The following is an 18,121-nucleotide window of genomic DNA, read 5'->3' as shown; positions in this document are numbered from 1 at the left end:
TATTACACTTCCCGGATTTTAAGTCAAGCGTGACGAAGATTCTTTACTGCAAAAACTCTCGTCACACCCGACTTGTTTTCTCATTTCACCGCGTTAAACACCACCGTGAAGCGAGGGCGCCATTTTAGTGATTTAAGCGGGTCTGTCAAGCGTCTTTTTGAAAGATTTTTGCAAACCGTCTTAACTCACCTGAGGCACCCAAACTGCAGCACCCCGTGGCATGGCGCGCATTATAGGGCGTTTTGGAACAGGCGCAAGCGGTTATTTTAGAAAACTTGTACTTTTAAGATCGTTCGCAGAAAAATTGGCCGAAAAGCGCTTTTTTAATACATTTACTGCATAATAACGCAGCATTGGAGGACATTATGACGATACGAGCTTATAAAGGTATAACGCCGAAACTGGCGTCAGGGGTATATATAGATGAATCCAGCGTGCTGGTTGGCGATATTGAGCTGGCGGAAGATGTCAGTATCTGGCCTTTAGTCGCCGCACGCGGTGATGTGAACTTTATCCGTATTGGTGCCCGCACTAATATACAGGATGGTTCGGTACTGCATTTATCCCGCCGCAGTAGCAACAAACCTGAGGGCTCACCGCTGATTATCGGTGAAGATGTTACTGTAGGCCATAAAGTAATGCTGCACGGCTGCACCCTGGGCAACCGCATTTTGGTTGGTATGGGCGCTATAGTGATGGACGATGTAATAGTGGAAGATGAGGTGATTATCGGTGCCGGCAGTTTAGTGCCGCCAGGTAAGCGACTGCAAAGCGGCTATTTATATGTCGGTAGCCCGGTAAAACCAGCGCGGCCATTAAATGAAGCTGAGAAAGTTTTTCTAGCTGAATCTGCGGCTAATTATGTACAGCTGAAAAATGAGTATCTGGCTGGGGTTTAAAGCCAGATTTCGCCTGCGGAATTATAAGCGTCGTCGGCTATCGCCTGTTCGGCGCGATCTTCCCAACTAAAGGCATCTGCTTTAACTTGCTGTAGATATACAACCGGTGTTTGTTCTGCCGGCAATGCAATAAAACACAGCACCTTTAAACCACTGACCAGACAGCTGAAGCTGACAGCCTGCCTGGTAGCGTCAAAAGCAAAATCATTATTGAAGATTAGTTGTTGGTTCATTGGCTCAGTTGCCGCTTAGCTGTTGTTTGAGTGAGGCCAACACTGGCGTGATATCCGGTCTTTTACCGCGCCACAGATAAAAGGCTTCCGCTGCTTGTGACAATAACATACCCAAGCCATCTGCTTGCTGCGGTACACCTTCAGCTGTTGCCCACTGCAAAAATGGTGTTGGCGCTGCGCCGTACAGCATGTCATAAGCAAGCAGGCAGCGCTGTAAATGCTGCGCGGCGATTAACGGCCGCTCACCGCTTAAGCCGGATGAGGTAGCATTAATCACCAGCTGATATGGCTGCGATGGTATATCGGCATAACCACAAGCACTAACACGCGAACCGAAATTAGCCGCGATGGCCTGTGCTTTACTGACAGTACGGTTAGCCAACACCAGCTGTTTAACACCGGCATCCAACAACGGGCCAATGGCACCACGGCTGGCACCGCCGGCACCGAGCAGCAAGACCGTTATGCCGTTAAGATTAATGCCCAGCCTTGTCAGATCAGCCACCAGACCAATACCGTCGGTATTATCACCGCAGAGCTTGCCTTCGCTATTCAAATACAGCGTGTTGACCGCGCCAGCTTGTTTTGCCCGCTCAGATAATACGTCAGCCAGCTGATACGCCTGCTGTTTAAACGGCACAGTGACATTGCCACCTTTACCTCCGGCGGCAACAAAGCCGTGCCAGCTGTCGGCAAAGCCATTAAGCGGTGCTAAAATGGCATCGTATTGCATTTTTTCGCCCAGTGTGGCAGCAAACTGTGCATGAATTAAGGGCGACTTTGAGTGGCCTATCGGATTACCGAATACAGCATAACGGTCCACAAGTGATGTCCATTAAGAAGTTAATACAGATGATTTTTAATAAAACCACGCCAAATAGCAAGCCGCATCCTACACCGGAGCAAACGCCCTACGCCATGCTGGGCGGTGAAGACACAGTTCGCAAGCTGGCCAATCGCTTTTATGATGTGATGGAAACCGCACCAGAAGCGGCTGAGCTGTACGCTATACACCCGCTACCACTGGATACTATCCGGCAGAAGTTTTTCCAGTTTTTATCCGGCTGGCTCGGCGGCCCACCGTTGTTCGAGCAGCAATACGGCCACCCCCGCCTGCGGGCGCGGCATTTACCTTTCCCGGTAGACCAACAACTGCGTGATCAGTGGATGTTTTGTATGGATACAGCGCTGGATGAAGTGGTAGAAAACAAGCTGCTGCGTGATGGCATCCGCCAGTCGATAGGCCAACTGGCGAGCCATATGATTAATTGTTAAGCCTGAAGCTTTAACCAGTCCTGCGGTTTAAGATAGCGTTGATACAATAGCGCTTCTGCACTGCCGGGCTCTGGCTGATAACCATATTGCCAACGCACCAATGGCGGCATTGACATTAAAATCGACTCGGTACGGCCGCCGCTTTGCAGGCCGAATAAGGTACCGCGGTCGTACACCAGATTAAATTCAACATAGCGGCCACGGCGGTACAGCTGGAACTGGCGCTGATGCTCGCCATAAGGCGTATCTTTACGCCGTTCAACTATCGGCAAATACGCCGGAATAAAGGCCTCGCCCACAGCACGCATTAGTGCAAAGCTTTGCTCAAAGCCGGGCGCATTTAAATCGTCAAAAAACAGCCCGCCAACACCGCGGGTTTCGCCGCGGTGCTTTAAGTAAAAATACTCGTCGCACCACTTTTTATAGGCCGGGTAATATTCGGCGCCAAAGGGGTCAACTGCGGTTTTCGCTGTTTGGTGCCAATGCACAACATCGTCTTCAAACGGATAATAAGGGGTTAGATCAAAACCGCCGCCAAACCACCACACCGGCGCTTCACCATCTTTTTCGGCAATAAAAAACCTTACATTGGCATGGGTGGTTGGCAAATACGGGTTATTCGGATGGATCACCAGCGACACACCACAGGCATTAAAGCTGCGCCCTGCAAGCTCCGGCCGGTGTGCGGTAGCTGACGCCGGCATATTGGCACCAAACACATGCGAGTAATTCACCCCGGCCTGCTCAAATACCTTACCGCCGGTTAGCACGCGGCTTTTACCGCCACCGCCTTCAGGCCGCTGCCAAGCATCTTCAACAAAGTGTGCGCTGCCGTCTGCCTGCTGCAGTGCTGCACAGATATTATCCTGCAATTGCTGTAAAAACTGCTGCACTGCAGCCAGATGCTGCTGAGGTTGGCTGTTGGTCACCTTAACTCCTTACTATATTGCCGCTTAAGGCATCGCGAATTTGACTGGGCTGTGTGGCACCGCCCAAAGGGCCGGGCATAATAGCAGACAACTTAGCGCCCAAACTTTGCTCCAGCTCAGCTTTGTCGGTAATGGCCGGCTGGCCGGACAAATTGGCGCTGGTTGATACCAACGGTTTGCCATATGCACTACACAGCTGTTGCACCACCGGATGAGCACTGACCCGCACGGCAATGCTGTCGAACTGACCTGTAATCCACTTAGGGGCCGTTTTGCTGGCTGGCAACACCCAACTGATATGGCCCGGCCAGCTGGAAAATATCTGGTAGCGCTTTTCCGGCGGTATGGCTTTGTCATCCACATAAGGCAGTAACTGCGAATAGTTAGCCGCAATTAAGATCAGCCCCTTCTCCACCGGCCGCTGTTTAATTGCCAGCAGCGCCATTACCGCTGCCTCGTTATCCGGGTCGCAACCTAAACCGTAAACTGCTTCAGTGGGGTAAGCGATAACGCCACCTTGTTGCAAGGCCTGTAAAACCAGCTGCTGTTCTGCCATTTATTGCTACTACTCCGGATAATTAGACGAAAAACACAGTTAAAATTTTCTTCAGTTGCGCAACTGGCTATAATAGCGCCTTCACGCTTTTAGTTCATCACGTACAGAAGGAAACAACAATGCAAGTTGGCATCATCATGGGTTCAACCTCAGACTGGCCTACTATGAAGCACGCCGCTGATATGCTGGATAAGTTCGGTATTGCCTATGAAACCAAAGTTGTTTCCGCACATCGTACACCACAGTTACTGGCCGATTACGCCAACAGCGCCGCAAGTCGCGGACTAAAAGTCATTATTGCCGGTGCCGGTGGCGCAGCGCACTTACCCGGCATGGCAGCTGCCTTTACCAGCCTGCCGGTATTGGGCGTGCCGGTGCAATCTAAAGCCCTTAAAGGTTTAGACTCTTTGCTGTCGATTGTGCAAATGCCCAAGGGCGTGGCGGTAGGCACCCTGGCGATTGGTGACGCCGGTGCGGCTAATGCCGGCCTGCTGGCGGCGCAAATTCTGGCCACGCACAGCCCGGAGCTGATGACAAAAATTGATGCCTTTCGCAAAGTGCAAACCGATATGGTGTTAAGCCAGCCTGACCCATCACAGGTGCCGTTATGAAGGTATTAGTACTGGGCGCCGGCCAACTGGCGCGGATGATGGCACTGGCCGGTGCACCGCTGAATATCAGTATCAGCGCTTATGATGTGAACAGCGATGCCATAGTGCACCCATTAACACAGCAGAATCTCGGTAAAGGCCTGGCCAATGCCATAGCTGATGCCGATGTGGTTACTGCCGAGTTTGAACATATTCCGTTGCCGGTATTGGCGCAGTGTCAGCAAAGCGGTAAGTTTTTTCCGGGCGAAACCGCCATTAAAGCCGGTGGCGATCGTCGGTTAGAGAAGCAGTTGCTGGACAGTGCCGGTGTGCGCTCTGCCAGTTATCACATTATTAATAACGAAACCGATTTTACAGCGGCGATCAGCAAGCTGGGCTTACCGCTGGTATTTAAAAGCGCGCTGGCCGGTTATGACGGTAAAGGCCAGTGGCGGTTAAAGCAAGCTGGACAAGCCGCAGCATTGTGGCAGGATATCAGCGTCTTTCTGGCCGCCGATAACAAACAAGCTATCGTAGCTGAGCAGTTTATTCCGTTCCAACGTGAAGTGTCACTGATTGGCGCCCGCAACAGCAAAGGTGAGGTGCAGGTGTACCCGCTGACCGAAAACCACCATGTGAATGGCGTGCTTAGCGTGTCATTAGCACTACCGGGCAATGAGCAACTGCAACAACAAGCACAGCAGATGTTTACTGCAGTGGCAAAGCAGCTGAATTACGTGGGCGTGCTGGCGATTGAGTTTTTTGATGTAAACGGTGAGCTGCTGGTCAATGAAATAGCGCCACGGGTACATAATTCGGGTCATTGGACCCAGCAAGGTGCCGATGTCTGCCAGTTTGAGCAACACTTGCGTGCCGTGTGCGGTTTGCCGCTGGGCAGTACAGCGCTGATTCGCCCAAGCTTAATGGTGAATATTCTTGGTGAAGACACTGTGCCGGAGCAGATCCTGGCGCTGCCGGGCTTGCACCTGCACTGGTACGGTAAAAGCAAACGCGCCGGTCGTAAGATGGGCCATATTAATGTATCGGCGGCAGATAATGCTCAGTTGAAGCAGCGCTTTGAACAATTGATTACGCTATTGCCTGAGGCTGCCTTTCCTGAACTGACACAGATGGCAGAACGGTTAAACTGATAAGCCGGCCGGTAGCTTAAGCTGCCGGCTGTTTTTCCCCGCACTTTTTATCGGCACAGTACAACACGCCTTTCTTTTCCAGCAATAAAGCAAAACCACAACTGACGCAGCTGCCGGCCACCGGTTTGTCATTCAGCAAAAACTTGCATTTGGGGTAGTGGTCACAACCCCAGAAGGCTTTACCAAATTTATTTACCCGTTCTGTCAGTTGCCCTTGTTTACACTTCGGGCAAGCCAGACGCTCTGCGTCCGGCTGCTCACTGTGCTCGTGCACGACAAAATTACAGCGCGGATAATCTGTACAGCCGATAAACATACCGTACCGGCCATTTTTTACCGCCAGTTCATTACCGCATTGCGGACAGGCTTCGCTGTCCAGCACTTTTACTATGCTGGTTTCATGCTGATGTAAGGCTTTGATATAGTTGCAGGCCGGATAAGCGCTGCAACCAAGAAAAGGGCCATTTTTACCGGATTTCATTACCAGCGGTTGCTGGCATGACGGACATAACTGCTGCTGTTGCGGCAGATCAAACAAGGCGGAATCGTCGGTCATAAAGGCTAAGGCCGCTTAATGCAGCGGCCCTTCAGGTTCATCAAAAATTAAATCTTCCATTTGAGCATAAGCATTTTCGTGGCCGGGTACATTAAACAGCACCATCAGTACCACCCATTTTAAATCTTCCAGACTAATGCTGTTACTGTCCAGATCCATCACCCGGTCGATAACCATCTCGCGGGTAACCGCATCCAGCACATTAATTTGTTCCAGAAACAGCAAGAAGCCCTGGCACTCAACATCCATTTTGGCCAATTCCGCCGCGCAATAGATGCGGGTGGCATTGGAGATGCCTTTTGACAGGTATGGCTTAACATGACTTTCCTGCAGCGCAGACAGGTTGTCGAGCCATTTTAGCGCTTTGAAGATATCGTCGTCATGAAAACCCGCCCGGCTTAACTCTTTGGTCAGATCGGCATGATTAACGTAAATGTCAGATTCATTGTGGATATAGTTTTCGAACAGGTAAACGAGGATATCAAACATACTCAGGCACTCCTCACTCTAATGTAGCCACCGGGAACCGCTGCTACTTCACCAGCCAACTCCAGTTGTAACAACGCTATAGTTGCATCAGCAATTACCAGGCCGGCACGCTGCGCAATCAAATCAACTGCGGTAACTTCATCTCCTACGTTAGCCAACAACTGACGGGCAAACAAGTCTGTTTCAGCACTTTTTTCCTGTTCAGGTGTACTTTTTAGACAACTTTTACCAAAAAAGCTCCATTCTTCCAATATATCGGCCACGCATGTCACCAGTTTAGCACCTTGTTGAATTAACGCATGGCAACCTGCCGACTGCGGGCTATACACTGAACCGGGAACAGCAAACACATCGCGGCTGTATTCCGCCGCCAGGTTAGCGCTGATCAGGGTTCCGCTTTTTAAACCCGCCTCTACCACTATGGTGCCAATACTTAAACCAACAACAATGCGGTTACGCTGCGGAAACCACTCAGCCCGCGCCTGCACATCAGGAAAATACTCTGATACCAAAGCGCCCTGTTCTGCTATTGCCTGTGCCAGCGCTTTGTTGGATAACGGGTACACCTGCTCTAAACCATGGCCCAGCACCGCTATGGTTAAACCGCCGGCCTGCAAGGCGCCTTTATGGCTTTCACTGTCGATACCGCGCGCCATACCACTGGTAATAACATAGCCCTGCTGTGACAATTCTGCAGCGAAACTTTGGGCCACTTTGCGCCCGGTGGGCGTCGGCTGACGGCTACCCACCATTGCCAGTTGTTGCTGCGCCAATACTTGCGGATCGCCTTTGACAAACAACAAGAGTGGCGGTTGTTTGGTTTGCTTTAACAACGCAGGATAGCGTGGATCCTGGTAAGTGATAACGTGGTGAGTATCGCTCTGCTCCAACCAATGCAAGGCGTGAGCGACTTTGGCCTTAGCCTCATGCGCCAGCAAATACGCCTGACGCTCGGTAAAGCCAACATTACGTAAGGTGCTGGCCGGTAACTTTACCAGCTCAGCTAACGGGATTTGTTCGCTCAGACGTTGGAACTTCAGGCCATCCTGGCCATGCACAGTAGCTAAAGCGAGCCAGTTGCGGATATCCTCCATGACAAACCGGCTCCATCTAAATTGGCTTACAGGTTGGCGATTAAATCCCCTACCCGGATTGGGCGCTGCGTTTTGGTAACAATTGCAAAGCTGGTTTGTTCAGACACTTTAAACACCATCAACTCACCAACTTTTTCGCGTGGCAGAGCAATGGTGCTGTCACCGAAATTCTTGAACATTTTTTGTAATTTGCTCGCATCTTCAACGTACACCGGGCCATCCTTACCATCGATAACAACCGGCGAGTTACGGTAAATACCCAGCATATGGCCGGCTTTTAAATCCTGCACAGTACCGCGGTTTAATACCACGATATCCCACTTGGAAAACTCACGCAGGTTTGACGTGGTATCAATAATAGTGCCGGCAACATCAAAATCCGGCTTAGTCATAACAAAGAACGCCGGTAATGCCTGGCCTTCCAACGCCGGCATTAAACGGTCGCCCTGTTTAATTTCACGCTTCACGCTAAGAACATTTAATGATGACGCTTCAGTAGGCGTATCTTCAGTCGCCTCGCGGCCGCTGCGAAAAGCACGCGCCGTAGCAACTAAATTAGTTTCATAGCCGAGCAAATTGCCGGTTTCGCTATCTATATAAGGTTTACCTTTACGATACACACCATAAGAAGCGCCGGCATCCAGTACACCTTTGGCATAAATAATATGGTCACCAACCGAGTGTTTTACGTTGGCATTGGAGCCCAGCACATACGGCAAAGCATTAATTTGCTCTTCGCTCAACGCTTGTTCAAAGGTTAAATAGTGCCGAATCATACTCAGTGGCAGAGTGCTTATGGCATCGCCGCCTTTCATGGTTTTGCGAATGCCGGGTGATAACCGCTTCACATTGTCGTTGACCATCAGCCGTGGCCGGCCTTGAGCATCAAATACCAAGGTCAGCGTGTCGCCCGGGAAAATAAGGTGCGGGTTATCAATTTGCGGGTTCATTTGCCACAACTGCGGCCAAAGCCAGGGTTCATTCAGATAGAGTGCCGAAATGTCCCAAAGGGTGTCGCCTTTTTTCACTACATAGCTGGCGGGCGCATCATCGCGGATTTTCAGTACATCCGCCAACACGTTAAACCAGCCACTGATAACTATCAGAGTGACCACAATTGTAAATTTTTTCAGCATGCCAGCATCCTTCAGCTCGATCTTGTTGTAATTATTGCACACTAAGCTGTTAATACAGCGGATTAATGGCTAAAATTAAAACATACCACAACCTTTGAAACAACGCATATTTTTGTAGGTGTTATGGCCGTTTTACATGTTTTACATTTTCCGGACGAAAGACTTCGCACTATCGCCAAACCCGTTGCAACAGTTAACGCTGAAATTCAGCAATTAGTGGCAGATATGCTCGATACCATGTACGACGAAAACGGTATCGGCTTAGCGGCTACTCAGGTTAACGTGCATCAACGCGTAGTGGTGATCGACGTCTCCGAAGATCGCAACGAACCTATGGTGTTTATTAACCCGGAAATTATTGCCCGCAGTGGCGAAACCAGCTACGAAGAGGGCTGTTTATCGGTGCCGCAGAACTACGCTACGGTAGAGCGCGCAGCCGAAGTGACAGTAAAAGCGCAGGATAAAAACGGCAATTGGTTTGAATTAAAAGCCGATGGCTTGCTGGCGATCTGTCTGCAGCACGAGCTGGACCATTTAGTCGGCAAATTGTTTATTGATTATCTGTCGCCGTTAAAGCGTGAACGCATCCGGAAAAAACTGGAAAAAGAAGCCAAAATGGCGCAGCGCCACGCGCTTTAAACAGGATAAACCGTGACCACTCCTTTACGTATTATTTTTGCCGGCACGCCGGATTTCGCGGCGCGCCATTTGCAGGCCTTGTTAGAAGCAAAACACCAGGTAATAGCGGTGTATACCCAACCAGACCGCCCTGCCGGCCGCGGCCAGCAGCTGCAACCCAGCGCAGTAAAACAGCTGGCGCTTGCACACAACATAGCGGTGTATCAGCCGAAATCACTGAAAAAAGCAGCGGCGCAAAGCGAGCTGGCGGCATTGAATGCAGATCTTATGGTAGTAGTCGCTTATGGCTTAATTCTGCCACAAGTGGTGCTGGATACGCCGCGGTTGGGCTGCATTAACGTGCATGGTTCCTTGTTGCCACGCTGGCGTGGCGCAGCGCCGATTCAACGTGCTATTTGGGCCGGCGACGCCCAAACCGGTGTGACCATTATGCAGATGGATGCAGGGCTTGATACCGGCGCCATGTTAAGCACGGTAAGCTGTGCTATTGATGATACTGATACCAGCGCGTCGTTGTACGACAAGTTAGCCATATTGGGCCCCAAAGCCCTGTTGGCGGCGCTGAGCGATTTGCCGGCCTTACAGCAACAGGCACAAGTGCAGGACGACAGCAAAGCCAATTACGCCGAAAAGCTACATAAAGACGAAGCCCTGCTCGACTTTAACAAAACCGCCGCCGCATTGCAGCGCGAGATCCGCGCCTTTAATCCATGGCCGGTAAGTTACATAACGTTACCACAGGGCAGTGTAAAAGTATGGCAAGCCCATGTAGAAAACGTTGCCAGCGACAAGGCACCGGGTACCCTGCTAACAGCGACAAAGCAGGGCATCCGCATTGCCTGCAGCGAAGGTGTGCTGGTGATTACGCAACTGCAACCACCCGGCAAAAAAGCCATGTCGGCAGCAGACTTTTTAAATGGTCGGGCTGACTGGCTGCTGCCAGGCAGCGTCATTGGCCGCGCCATATGAGCCGCAATGTTCGCGTATTAGCCGCGCGTTGTTGTTTTGACGTTATAGACCAGGGCATGTCGTTGTCCGAAGCGCTACCCAAAGCGCAAACGCTGCTGGATAACGCGCCGGATAAAGCCCTGTTGCAGGAGATCTGCTTTGGCATAATGCGCTACCTGCCGCAACTTGAAGCGGTATGCAGCCAGCTGATGACTAAGCCGCTAATCAAACAATTGCGGCCACTACAGTTTTTGCTCTATGTCGGCATTTATCAGCTGAAGTTTATGCGGATACCGGATCACGCCGCTATCAGCGAAACAGTGGAAGCGGCGCGTGAACTGAAAGGCCAGTCGCTGACAAAACTGATTAATGCAGTGCTGCGCAATGTGCAGCGCCAGCCACAATTGTTTGATTTTTCTACCGCGCCGGCTGCAGTGCAATATAACCATCCGGGCTGGCTGATTAACCAGCTGCAGCAAGCCTACCCGCAGCAGTGGCAAGCATTGCTTGAAGCCAACCAACAAAAAGCGCCGCTGTGGCTACGGGTTAATATCAGCAAAATTAACCCGACAGATTACGCCGCCGCCCTCACCCGCGCCGGTATTGATTACAGCAGGCCGCTGGCCGGTTTGCCGGCGGCAATTAAGCTGGCTCAGGCGCAGGATGTTACCAACCTGCCGGGCTATAGCGAAGGCTGGTTTTCCGTGCAGGATGCAGCAGCTCAGCACGCTGCTACCCTGCTGGATGTTAACGACGGCCAACGGATACTGGATGCCTGCTGTGCACCGGGTGGTAAAAGCTGCCATATATTGGAGCTGGCGCCAGAGGCCGAACTGACTGCACTGGATAAAGAGCCGAAACGTTTGCTGCGGGTGCATGACAATCTGGCGCGGCTGGGTCTTACTGCCACTGTTATTGCCGCCGACGCTGCCGAACCGCAGCAATGGTGGCAAGGACAATTGTTCGACCGTATTTTGCTCGATGTGCCCTGCTCGGCCACCGGCGTGATCCGCCGCCACCCGGATATCCGCTGGCTACGCAAAAAGGCAGACATAGATGTGCTGGTAGCATTGCAACAACGCATCTTGCAACAATGCTGGGCTTTGCTGGCGCCCGGTGGCAAGCTGCTTTATGCTACCTGCAGTGTGCTGCCGGCAGAAAACAATCTGCAAATAGCACAGTTCTTACAACAGCAAAATGATGCCAGCCTGGTTGTACTGCCGCAACAAGGAGCTGAGCAGCCGTTTGGCTGGCAAATTTTACCCGGCGAGCAAGATATGGATGGTTTTTTCTACGCTCTGTTAAGCAAACCGGCAACCAGCAGCGAGACGCAATGAAGATTATTATCTTAGGTGCAGGTCAGGTAGGCGCCACCCTGGCAGAAAACCTGGTGGGCGAGCAAAACGATATAACCGTGGTCGATATTAACGCCGACAAACTGCGCGCCCTGCAAGACAGGTACGATTTACAGGTAGTGCATGGCCACAGCTCGCACCCGGACATTCTAAAAAAAGCCGGCGCTGAAGACGCTGACATGATAGTGGCAGTAACCAACAGCGACGAAGTAAATATCGTCGCCTGTCAGGTGGCTTACAGCATGTTTAACACCCCGGTTAAAATCGCCCGTATCCGCACTAACCAATACCTGAAGTACCGCGACCAACTGTTCCATAAAGATGATATGCCGGTCGATCACTTTATCGCGCCGGAAGCACTGGTAACCAATTATATACGTCGTCTAATTGATTACCCTGGCGCACTACAGGTGGTGGAATTTGCCGGCGGCAAAGTCAGCCTGGTTGCAGTTAAAGCCTATTACGGCGGCTTATTGGTTGGCCATGCCTTATCGGCGTTAAAAGAACACATGCCGAATATTGAAACCCGGGTAGCCGCTATTTACCGCCGCGGTACGGCGATTAAACCGCTGGGTACTACGATCATTGAAGCCGACGATGAAGTGTTTTTCGTTGCCGCCACCAAGCATATCCGCGCGGTAATGAGCGAGCTGCAAAAGCTGGAGCGTAGCTACCGCCGCATTATGATTGCCGGTGGCGGTAATGTTGGTTTTGGTCTGGCGCGGGCGCTGGAAAAAACCCACAGCGTAAAACTGATTGAGCGCGGTAAAGAACGGGCCGAATTTTTGTCCAGCGCGCTGGATAATACCGTGGTGTATGTCGGCGATGCGTCAGACCCGGAGCTGCTGGAAGAAGAAAACATCGAGCAGGTCGATGTGTTTATTGCCGTTACCAACGACGATGAAGCCAATATTATGTCGGCCATGCTGGCCAAGCGAATGGGCGCGCAAAAAACCATGGTGCTGATTAAACGCGGCGCCTACGTGGATTTGCTGCAAGGCGGCGAAGTGGATATTGCTGTGTCTCCGCAGCAAGCCACTATTTCTGCGCTGCTAACCCATATCCGCCGCGGCGATATTGTTAATGTGTACTCATTGCGCCGCGGCGCGGCCGAAGCCATAGAAGCAATAGCACACGGCGACAGCAATACCAGCAAGGTAGTAGGTAAAACCATCGGTAATATCAAGTTACCGCCCGGCACTACTATTGGCGCCATAGTACGCGGTGATGAAGTATTAATCGCGCATGACAGCACGGCAATAGAAACCGACGATCATATTATTTTATTTATGGTAGATAAGAAGCATATCGTTGAAGTGGAAAAACTGTTCCAGGTCAGCGCAATTTTTATCTAATCTTTCCAGAAGGCCGGGGTAAATAATACCAGCAGAGTAAACACCTCTAACCGGCCAAATACCATGGCGATAATCAGTATCCACTTCGCCGTATCCGGAATACTGCCAAAGTTGGCCGCTACTTCGCCCAAGCCCGGGCCCAGATTATTTAAACAAGCAGCGGTGGCGGTAAAAGCAGTAATATTATCCAGTCCGGTAAGTAACAGCAGCAACATTATCACCACAAACACCAGCGCATACGCGGCAAAAAAGCCCCACACCGCTTCGACAATGCGGTCCGGTACCGCGCGACGCCCCAGCTTAATGGCATACACCGCACGCGGGTGGATCAAGCGGTTTAACTCACGCGAGCCCTGTAAAAAGAGTAGCACCACCCGTACTACCTTTAAGCCGCCGCCGGTAGAGCCGGCACAACCACCGATAAAGCTGGAAAAAATAAGTAAAATAGGCAGAAACAACGGCCAGGCGGCAAAACCGTCGGTAGCAAAACCGGCCGTAGTAGAAATAGACACCGCTTGAAACGCGGCGTGGTTTAACGCATTGGCACTGTCGCTATATACATTGGTGTGCAGTAGCACTGCGAAGCAGATAAAAATCAGCGCCGCCTGAATCACTAAAAAGGCTTTAAATTCGGGGTCACGAAAGTAAGTGCTGACGCTTTTGCCCCGGATAGCGGCAAAATGCAGCGGAAAGTTCACTGCACTCAATAGCAGAAAAATCACACAGATACTGTTAATCAGCGGGCTTTGGAAATGGCCGATACTGGCATCATAGGTAGAAAAACCGCCTATCGCCACGGTAGAAAAGGCATGACAAATGGCATCAAACCAACTCATGCCGGCCAGATAAAACGCTAACATGCAGCTTAGCGTTAAGGCCAGATAGATATACCACAGGTGTTTGGCAGTATCGGCAATGCGCGGCGTCATCTTGTTGTCTTTTACCGGGCCCGGCGTTTCGGCGCGGTACAGCTGCATACCGCCTACGCCCAGCATCGGCAGTATGGCTACTGCCAGGACGATAATACCCATACCGCCTAACCATTGTAACTGCTGGCGGTAATACAAAATGGCTTTGGGTAAAAACTCAATACCGGTTAATACAGTGGCGCCGGTAGTGGTAAGGCCCGAGAAGGCTTCAAACATGGCACCGGCGAGGTTTAGGTGCGGGTTGCCGGCCAGCATAAACGGAATAGCCCCTACCGCGCCCAACACTATCCAAAACAGCACCACGATTAAAAAGCCGTCGCGTACTTTCAATTCGGCTTTATAACGCCGGTTCGGGTACCAGATAAAAAAGCCGATCACCAGGCTGAGCACAAAAGACAGCATAAAAGGTACGCCGGCACCGTCCTTGTACCAGTAAGCCACAAAGGCCGGAGGCAGCATGCTGATACTGAAGATGGCGATCAGCAGGCCCAAAATCCGGATTATCGAGCGGTATTGCATACCTTAGCGGCGTCCTTACGACTTAACCCAGTTGCAGATCACGGGTCATATTTTCGTTGCGATCCTGATGCACTATCACATCATCTTCAATGCGAATACCGCCGTAGCGACGAAACGCATCCACTTTTTGCCAGTTAATATACTTATCAAACTCAGTGGCCGCTAAATCGGCCAGCAGGCTGTCGATAAAATACAACCCGGGTTCAATAGTAAACACCATATTGGCTTCAATAGTACGGGTGCAACGCAAGTATGGATGGCTGTCCGGTGGCGACACATGGGTACCACGCTCATCGGCCATAAAACCGCCGACATCATGCACCTGCAGGCCTAAATGATGGCCCAAACCGTGCGGGAAAAAAGTACGGCTAATCTGGCTCTCTACTATAGCCTCTGCTGAGAGTTTAACAAAATCAAACTGTTGCAAAATTTCCGCGATAAGCTGATGACACTGAATATGCAGCTCGCCGTATTTCAATCCGGGTTTTAAACCATCTACCAGCTTAAGTTCGGCCGCGTTTACCGCACTGATTAAGCTGGCAAATTCGTCTTGCGGGTTAAAACTGTACGTACGGGTAATATCGGCGGCATAGCCGTGGAACTCCGCACCGGCATCAATTAAAAACGAATGATGCTGCTGCGGCAGCTTACGCTCCAGCGCAGTGTAATGCAGAATGGCGCAGTTCTGGTTTAACGCCACTATGTTGCCATAGGGTACTTCGTTTTCACTTTGCTTTACGGCCGCTAAATAGGCCAGTTGAATATCAAACTCGCTGCCACCGGCATAAAACGCCGCTTTGGCGGCATTGTGGCCGGCCACCGCCATGCGGTTGGCAATACGCAGGCAAGCCTGCTCGTACGGCGTTTTATAGGCACGGTAAAAGTGAATAAAATTCAGCACCGGCTCAGGGTTAATCTCGCTAAAGCCCAGCGCACGGGCTACCTCAAGATATTCGCCCAAATAGGCCAGCCGCGCTTTGTCATACGGTAGCAGGGTTTCTACTTTATTGGCTTTATCCAGCAGCTGAATATCAAAATGCTCTGCCCAGAAATCATGCGGTTCGTCCGGCACTTTATGCCAGAAATCTTTTGGCCGGTAAAAAATCAGCTTAGGCTTGTTTACGCCATCAACAATCAGCCAGCAATGCGGGTTATCCACTACCGGTAGCCAAGCTTTAAACAACGGATTGGCTTTAAACGGGTAATCCATATCGTCAAGAAACTTGCGCTGGGTTTGGCCGGAATGAATCACCAGCGCATCCAGGTTTTCCCGCTCTAAAAGACGTCGGGTACGTTGTTGCAATTCGGCAATATGGGCCTGATACAGGCTTTGATAAGAAGCTGTCATAAGTGTCTGACCTGTTGGCTGAAAAATATGCGGGGCATCATAACATTAATCCACCACGACCCCAATCTGCATTGTGGTCAGTGGCTTGAATACATCGGTAGGTGTATTTAAACGGATATTGTAAATCTGATAATAAGCCATTACCGCCTTTACATAGTCGCGTGTTTCGCGATACGGAATGGTTTCTACCCAGACATCGGCCGGCACGGCATAGTCTTTCGGGATCCACTGTTTTACCCGGCTATAGCCGGCATTATAAGACGCCGTAGCCACCAGCAAATTACCGTCGTTGCGCTTCATCAGATAGTTAAGGTAATCGGTACCGTAATCTATATTAATCACCGGGTTGTACAGTTGGGTCAGTTGCACCGGCTTTTTCGCCAGTTCACGCGCAGTGGCCGGCATCAGTTGCATTAAGCCGCGCGCGCCCACCGGTGAGGCCGCATCGGCCATAAAAGAGCTTTCACGGCGCGCTATTGCCATCGCCCAGCCCGATTCAATATCGGCTCTGGCGGATGATTGGGTAATTTCATCCTGATACGCCAGCGGAAAGCGCAGTTCAATATCATCCCAGTAGCCAACATCGGCCAGTGAAAAAATGGCCCGCTCATACCACTGCAGCTGGTGCGCCAGCTTGGCCGACACCAGCTTTTGCTGTTCATCCGAGCTGTCTTGCAAATGGTTCCATTCGCGCCGGGCCTCGGTTAAACGCCCCAAGGCTAACCATTCCTGCGCCCGCTTCACTGCAGGGTGCAACTGCAAGCCAGCCAGTTCCTGCTCACTTACCGTAACCGGCGCATGCGCCAGGCTGGGCGGCAAGCCCAAATGCGCCGCGGCCATAAAGCCGTAAAAATGCCGTTGCAGCGCCAACCGTTGTAGCAACGGTTGCGCCAGCTCAGCCTGGCCCTGTTGCTGATAAGAGCGCGCCAACCAATACTGCCAACTGCTGTCTTTTGCCACCTCTGCCGGCAAGGCTTCTATAACTTGCTGCACCTTTGGCCAATCTAACTGTGCCAGCGCATGGCTTACCTGCCAATGTGCCAGGGTGCTGTCGATCAATTCCGGCGGCAATGCGGCCAGCCATTCTGCAGCACGGTCGTCGCCCTTACTGGCCAGAGCAATGGCAAATTGGCGCTGCACATCCAAGCGCTGGCCGGCGCTGAAGTAAGGGTCATTGGCAAAACGCTGCCATAGCCGCAGCGCCTGGTCCGGATTACGCCAAATTAGCCTTTTCATGCCGTACGCTGCTATGTCGCGCTCCTGCACCAGCTTAAGCGGAAAAAACTTTGCCGCACTAATCACTGCCGGGTTACGCCGGGTTTTTAAGTACATATCGGCCAGATACTGCTGCGCCGCCGGTAATTGCGTTTTCAAATAGGGGATCATGCTGGTATCACCACCCTCTGCAGCCAGGGTTAACCTTTGCCACACCCGCTCCGGCGTTTGCTGGCCCACTTTGCGCCATTCAGCAAATAGGGGGTCACAAGCTTTGGGCTGCGATTTACCCACCAGCCATAACTGCGTTACCTGCGGCCAAAGCGCTGCGGCATCGACATCCGGCAGTGCCAACTTATAACGCAACGCCAAACATTCCAGCTCAGCATCATTTGAACCCGGATAATTGGCTAAAAACAGCTGCGCTTGTAGCCGTTTTGCTAAATGTAGCAACCACGGCTTGCGTAGTGGCCAGTCCATAGGTGTGCCGCGTTGGCGCTGCAGAAAATCTGCTATACGCTCATCGGCAGTTAAAAACTGCTGTAAACGACGCTGCTCCAGATAAGGCTGCAGTGGATAATCAGCAAACTTCTGCAGCAGCTTCTGCGCTTGTTTATAACTGACACTGCCAATCTGGCGCTCGGCTTGCAAAAACTCATTACGTAACGCTGCCTCAGAAGACACTGACGCGGCCGATAGCGGCGCCAGGAGCAGGTTAGTCAGCACAAAAATCATCCGTTTCACGGCGATAACCCCGACAAAAATTCTAAACTGAAAGAAATAACACCTATAGTTAGTGCTCATGCCGTGGCACAATTCAAACACGCGTTTAAATAACGGTTGAATTTTTTTACTAACCACGACACACTGAGCGCGACAACCTCATCGTACCAGTTGCGAAGAAC

Annotated in this window: 19 protein-coding genes; 8 read left to right on the top strand and 11 right to left on the bottom strand. The window is 51.3% G+C overall.

Features of this window, described 5'->3' with window-relative positions; genetic code table 11:
- The first annotated feature begins 365 nt into the window (after positions 1–365).
- Positions 366–899 carry a gamma carbonic anhydrase family protein gene (locus tag Q8O77_RS20035; protein WP_305557544.1) on the top strand — a complete coding sequence of 178 codons (534 nt, stop codon included), beginning with the start codon at positions 366–368 and terminating at the stop codon, positions 897–899.
- Here Q8O77_RS20035 and Q8O77_RS20030 read toward each other — a convergent pair.
- Complete coding sequence (locus tag Q8O77_RS20030) at positions 896–1,132, bottom strand: DUF1488 family protein (RefSeq protein WP_305557541.1); 237 nt, start codon at positions 1,130–1,132, stop codon at positions 896–898. The genes Q8O77_RS20035 and Q8O77_RS20030 overlap by 4 nt on opposite strands.
- A 4-nt stretch (positions 1,133–1,136) precedes the next feature.
- Positions 1,137–1,955, bottom strand: a complete 819-nt coding sequence (gene aroE / locus Q8O77_RS20025) for a shikimate dehydrogenase (protein ID WP_305557538.1) — start codon at positions 1,953–1,955, stop codon at positions 1,137–1,139.
- A 29-nt stretch (positions 1,956–1,984) separates the two neighbouring features.
- Here aroE and Q8O77_RS20020 point away from each other — a divergent pair, with 29 nt between their 5' ends.
- Complete coding sequence (locus tag Q8O77_RS20020; RefSeq protein WP_305557535.1) at positions 1,985–2,407, top strand: group II truncated hemoglobin; 423 nt, start codon at positions 1,985–1,987, stop codon at positions 2,405–2,407.
- On the opposite strand, the gene hemF is transcribed toward Q8O77_RS20020, so the two are convergent.
- Together hemF and Q8O77_RS20010 are read right to left on the bottom strand one after the other, a co-directional pair.
- Positions 2,404–3,336, bottom strand: coding sequence for an oxygen-dependent coproporphyrinogen oxidase (gene hemF / locus Q8O77_RS20015; protein WP_305557532.1), 933 nt, complete (start codon positions 3,334–3,336; stop codon positions 2,404–2,406). The two genes, Q8O77_RS20020 and hemF, sit on opposite strands and share 4 nt — an antisense overlap.
- Before the next feature lies 1 nt (position 3,337).
- The gene (locus Q8O77_RS20010; RefSeq protein WP_305557529.1) at positions 3,338–3,892 is read right to left on the bottom strand and encodes an L-threonylcarbamoyladenylate synthase; all 555 of its coding nucleotides are present in this window, start codon (positions 3,890–3,892) and stop codon (positions 3,338–3,340) included.
- Positions 3,893–4,011: 119 nt separating this feature from the next.
- Here Q8O77_RS20010 and purE point away from each other — a divergent pair, with 119 nt between their 5' ends.
- Together purE and Q8O77_RS20000 are read left to right on the top strand one after the other, a co-directional pair.
- Positions 4,012–4,503 (top strand): 5-(carboxyamino)imidazole ribonucleotide mutase, encoded by a 492-nt coding sequence (purE, locus tag Q8O77_RS20005; protein WP_305557526.1) that lies wholly within the window; start codon positions 4,012–4,014, stop codon positions 4,501–4,503.
- Entirely contained in the window at positions 4,500–5,633 is a 1,134-nt protein-coding gene (locus tag Q8O77_RS20000) for a 5-(carboxyamino)imidazole ribonucleotide synthase (RefSeq protein WP_305557523.1), read from the top strand. Before purE ends, Q8O77_RS20000 begins: the two co-directional genes overlap by 4 nt.
- Positions 5,634–5,649: 16 nt before the next feature.
- On the opposite strand, the gene Q8O77_RS19995 is transcribed toward Q8O77_RS20000, so the two are convergent.
- The 4 genes from Q8O77_RS19995 to Q8O77_RS19980 are packed head-to-tail and all read right to left on the bottom strand — an operon-like array spanning position 5,650 to position 8,908.
- Positions 5,650–6,189: a type I DNA topoisomerase gene (locus Q8O77_RS19995; RefSeq protein ID WP_305557520.1), complete on the bottom strand. Its 540-nt coding sequence runs from the start codon at positions 6,187–6,189 to the stop codon at positions 5,650–5,652.
- A 15-nt stretch (positions 6,190–6,204) separates the two neighbouring features.
- Positions 6,205–6,678, bottom strand: coding sequence for a DUF494 family protein (locus tag Q8O77_RS19990; protein ID WP_173502609.1), 474 nt, complete (start codon positions 6,676–6,678; stop codon positions 6,205–6,207).
- A gap of 2 nt (positions 6,679–6,680) precedes the next feature.
- Entirely contained in the window at positions 6,681–7,772 is a 1,092-nt protein-coding gene (gene dprA, locus Q8O77_RS19985) for a DNA-processing protein DprA (protein WP_305557517.1), read from the bottom strand.
- A gap of 26 nt (positions 7,773–7,798) precedes the next feature.
- Positions 7,799–8,908 carry a LysM peptidoglycan-binding domain-containing protein gene (locus Q8O77_RS19980; protein WP_305557514.1) on the bottom strand — a complete coding sequence of 370 codons (1,110 nt, stop codon included), beginning with the start codon at positions 8,906–8,908 and terminating at the stop codon, positions 7,799–7,801.
- Between the two features lie 123 nt (positions 8,909–9,031).
- Here Q8O77_RS19980 and def point away from each other — a divergent pair, with 123 nt between their 5' ends.
- The 4 genes from def to trkA are packed head-to-tail and all read left to right on the top strand — an operon-like array spanning position 9,032 to position 13,205.
- Entirely contained in the window at positions 9,032–9,547 is a 516-nt protein-coding gene (def, locus tag Q8O77_RS19975; protein WP_305557511.1) for a peptide deformylase, read from the top strand.
- A gap of 12 nt (positions 9,548–9,559) precedes the next feature.
- Positions 9,560–10,516, top strand: a complete 957-nt coding sequence (gene fmt / locus Q8O77_RS19970) for a methionyl-tRNA formyltransferase (RefSeq protein WP_305557508.1) — start codon at positions 9,560–9,562, stop codon at positions 10,514–10,516.
- Entirely contained in the window at positions 10,513–11,832 is a 1,320-nt protein-coding gene (gene rsmB, locus Q8O77_RS19965; RefSeq protein WP_305557505.1) for a 16S rRNA (cytosine(967)-C(5))-methyltransferase RsmB, read from the top strand. Before fmt ends, rsmB begins: the two co-directional genes overlap by 4 nt.
- Positions 11,829–13,205: a Trk system potassium transporter TrkA gene (trkA, locus tag Q8O77_RS19960; protein WP_305557502.1), complete on the top strand. Its 1,377-nt coding sequence runs from the start codon at positions 11,829–11,831 to the stop codon at positions 13,203–13,205. The genes rsmB and trkA overlap by 4 nt, the downstream gene beginning before the upstream one ends.
- On the opposite strand, the gene Q8O77_RS19955 is transcribed toward trkA, so the two are convergent.
- Genes Q8O77_RS19955 through Q8O77_RS19945 form a run of 3 tightly spaced genes read right to left on the bottom strand, consistent with a single transcriptional unit; the run spans position 13,202 to position 17,951 of the window.
- Positions 13,202–14,653 carry a TrkH family potassium uptake protein gene (locus tag Q8O77_RS19955; protein WP_305557499.1) on the bottom strand — a complete coding sequence of 484 codons (1,452 nt, stop codon included), beginning with the start codon at positions 14,651–14,653 and terminating at the stop codon, positions 13,202–13,204. The two genes, trkA and Q8O77_RS19955, sit on opposite strands and share 4 nt — an antisense overlap.
- 22 nt (positions 14,654–14,675) lie before the next feature.
- Entirely contained in the window at positions 14,676–16,001 is a 1,326-nt protein-coding gene (gene pepQ / locus Q8O77_RS19950) for a Xaa-Pro dipeptidase (RefSeq protein ID WP_305557497.1), read from the bottom strand.
- Positions 16,002–16,046: 45 nt separating this feature from the next.
- Positions 16,047–17,951: a transglycosylase SLT domain-containing protein gene (locus Q8O77_RS19945; protein ID WP_305557561.1), complete on the bottom strand. Its 1,905-nt coding sequence runs from the start codon at positions 17,949–17,951 to the stop codon at positions 16,047–16,049.
- Between the last annotated feature and the right edge of the window lie 170 nt (positions 17,952–18,121).

It is taken from the genome of Rheinheimera sp., assembly GCF_030690345.1.
Lineage (GTDB): Bacteria > Pseudomonadota > Gammaproteobacteria > Enterobacterales > Alteromonadaceae > Alishewanella.
This window is presented reverse-complemented; position numbering and strand designations above follow the sequence as displayed.

Bases quoted from the DNA above. Each gene is read 5' to 3' on its own strand.
- def (WP_305557511.1), top strand. From the start codon at position 9,032: ATGGCCGTTTTACATGTTTTACATTTTCCGGACGAAAGACTTCGCACT.
- Q8O77_RS20000 (WP_305557523.1), top strand. From the start codon at position 4,500: ATGAAGGTATTAGTACTGGGCGCCGGCCAACTGGCGCGGATGATGGCA.
- dprA (WP_305557517.1), bottom strand. From the start codon at position 7,772: ATGGAGGATATCCGCAACTGGCTCGCTTTAGCTACTGTGCATGGCCAG.
- Q8O77_RS19990 (WP_173502609.1), bottom strand. From the start codon at position 6,678: ATGTTTGATATCCTCGTTTACCTGTTCGAAAACTATATCCACAATGAA.
- Q8O77_RS20020 (WP_305557535.1), top strand. From the start codon at position 1,985: ATGATTTTTAATAAAACCACGCCAAATAGCAAGCCGCATCCTACACCG.
- Q8O77_RS20035 (WP_305557544.1), top strand. From the start codon at position 366: ATGACGATACGAGCTTATAAAGGTATAACGCCGAAACTGGCGTCAGGG.
- trkA (WP_305557502.1), top strand. From the start codon at position 11,829: ATGAAGATTATTATCTTAGGTGCAGGTCAGGTAGGCGCCACCCTGGCA.
- Q8O77_RS19980 (WP_305557514.1), bottom strand. From the start codon at position 8,908: ATGCTGAAAAAATTTACAATTGTGGTCACTCTGATAGTTATCAGTGGC.
- Q8O77_RS19995 (WP_305557520.1), bottom strand. From the start codon at position 6,189: ATGACCGACGATTCCGCCTTGTTTGATCTGCCGCAACAGCAGCAGTTA.
- Q8O77_RS19955 (WP_305557499.1), bottom strand. From the start codon at position 14,653: ATGCAATACCGCTCGATAATCCGGATTTTGGGCCTGCTGATCGCCATC.
- Q8O77_RS20030 (WP_305557541.1), bottom strand. From the start codon at position 1,132: ATGAACCAACAACTAATCTTCAATAATGATTTTGCTTTTGACGCTACC.
- purE (WP_305557526.1), top strand. From the start codon at position 4,012: ATGCAAGTTGGCATCATCATGGGTTCAACCTCAGACTGGCCTACTATG.
- pepQ (WP_305557497.1), bottom strand. From the start codon at position 16,001: ATGACAGCTTCTTATCAAAGCCTGTATCAGGCCCATATTGCCGAATTG.
- rsmB (WP_305557505.1), top strand. From the start codon at position 10,513: ATGAGCCGCAATGTTCGCGTATTAGCCGCGCGTTGTTGTTTTGACGTT.
- Q8O77_RS20010 (WP_305557529.1), bottom strand. From the start codon at position 3,892: ATGGCAGAACAGCAGCTGGTTTTACAGGCCTTGCAACAAGGTGGCGTT.
- Q8O77_RS19945 (WP_305557561.1), bottom strand. From the start codon at position 17,951: ATGATTTTTGTGCTGACTAACCTGCTCCTGGCGCCGCTATCGGCCGCG.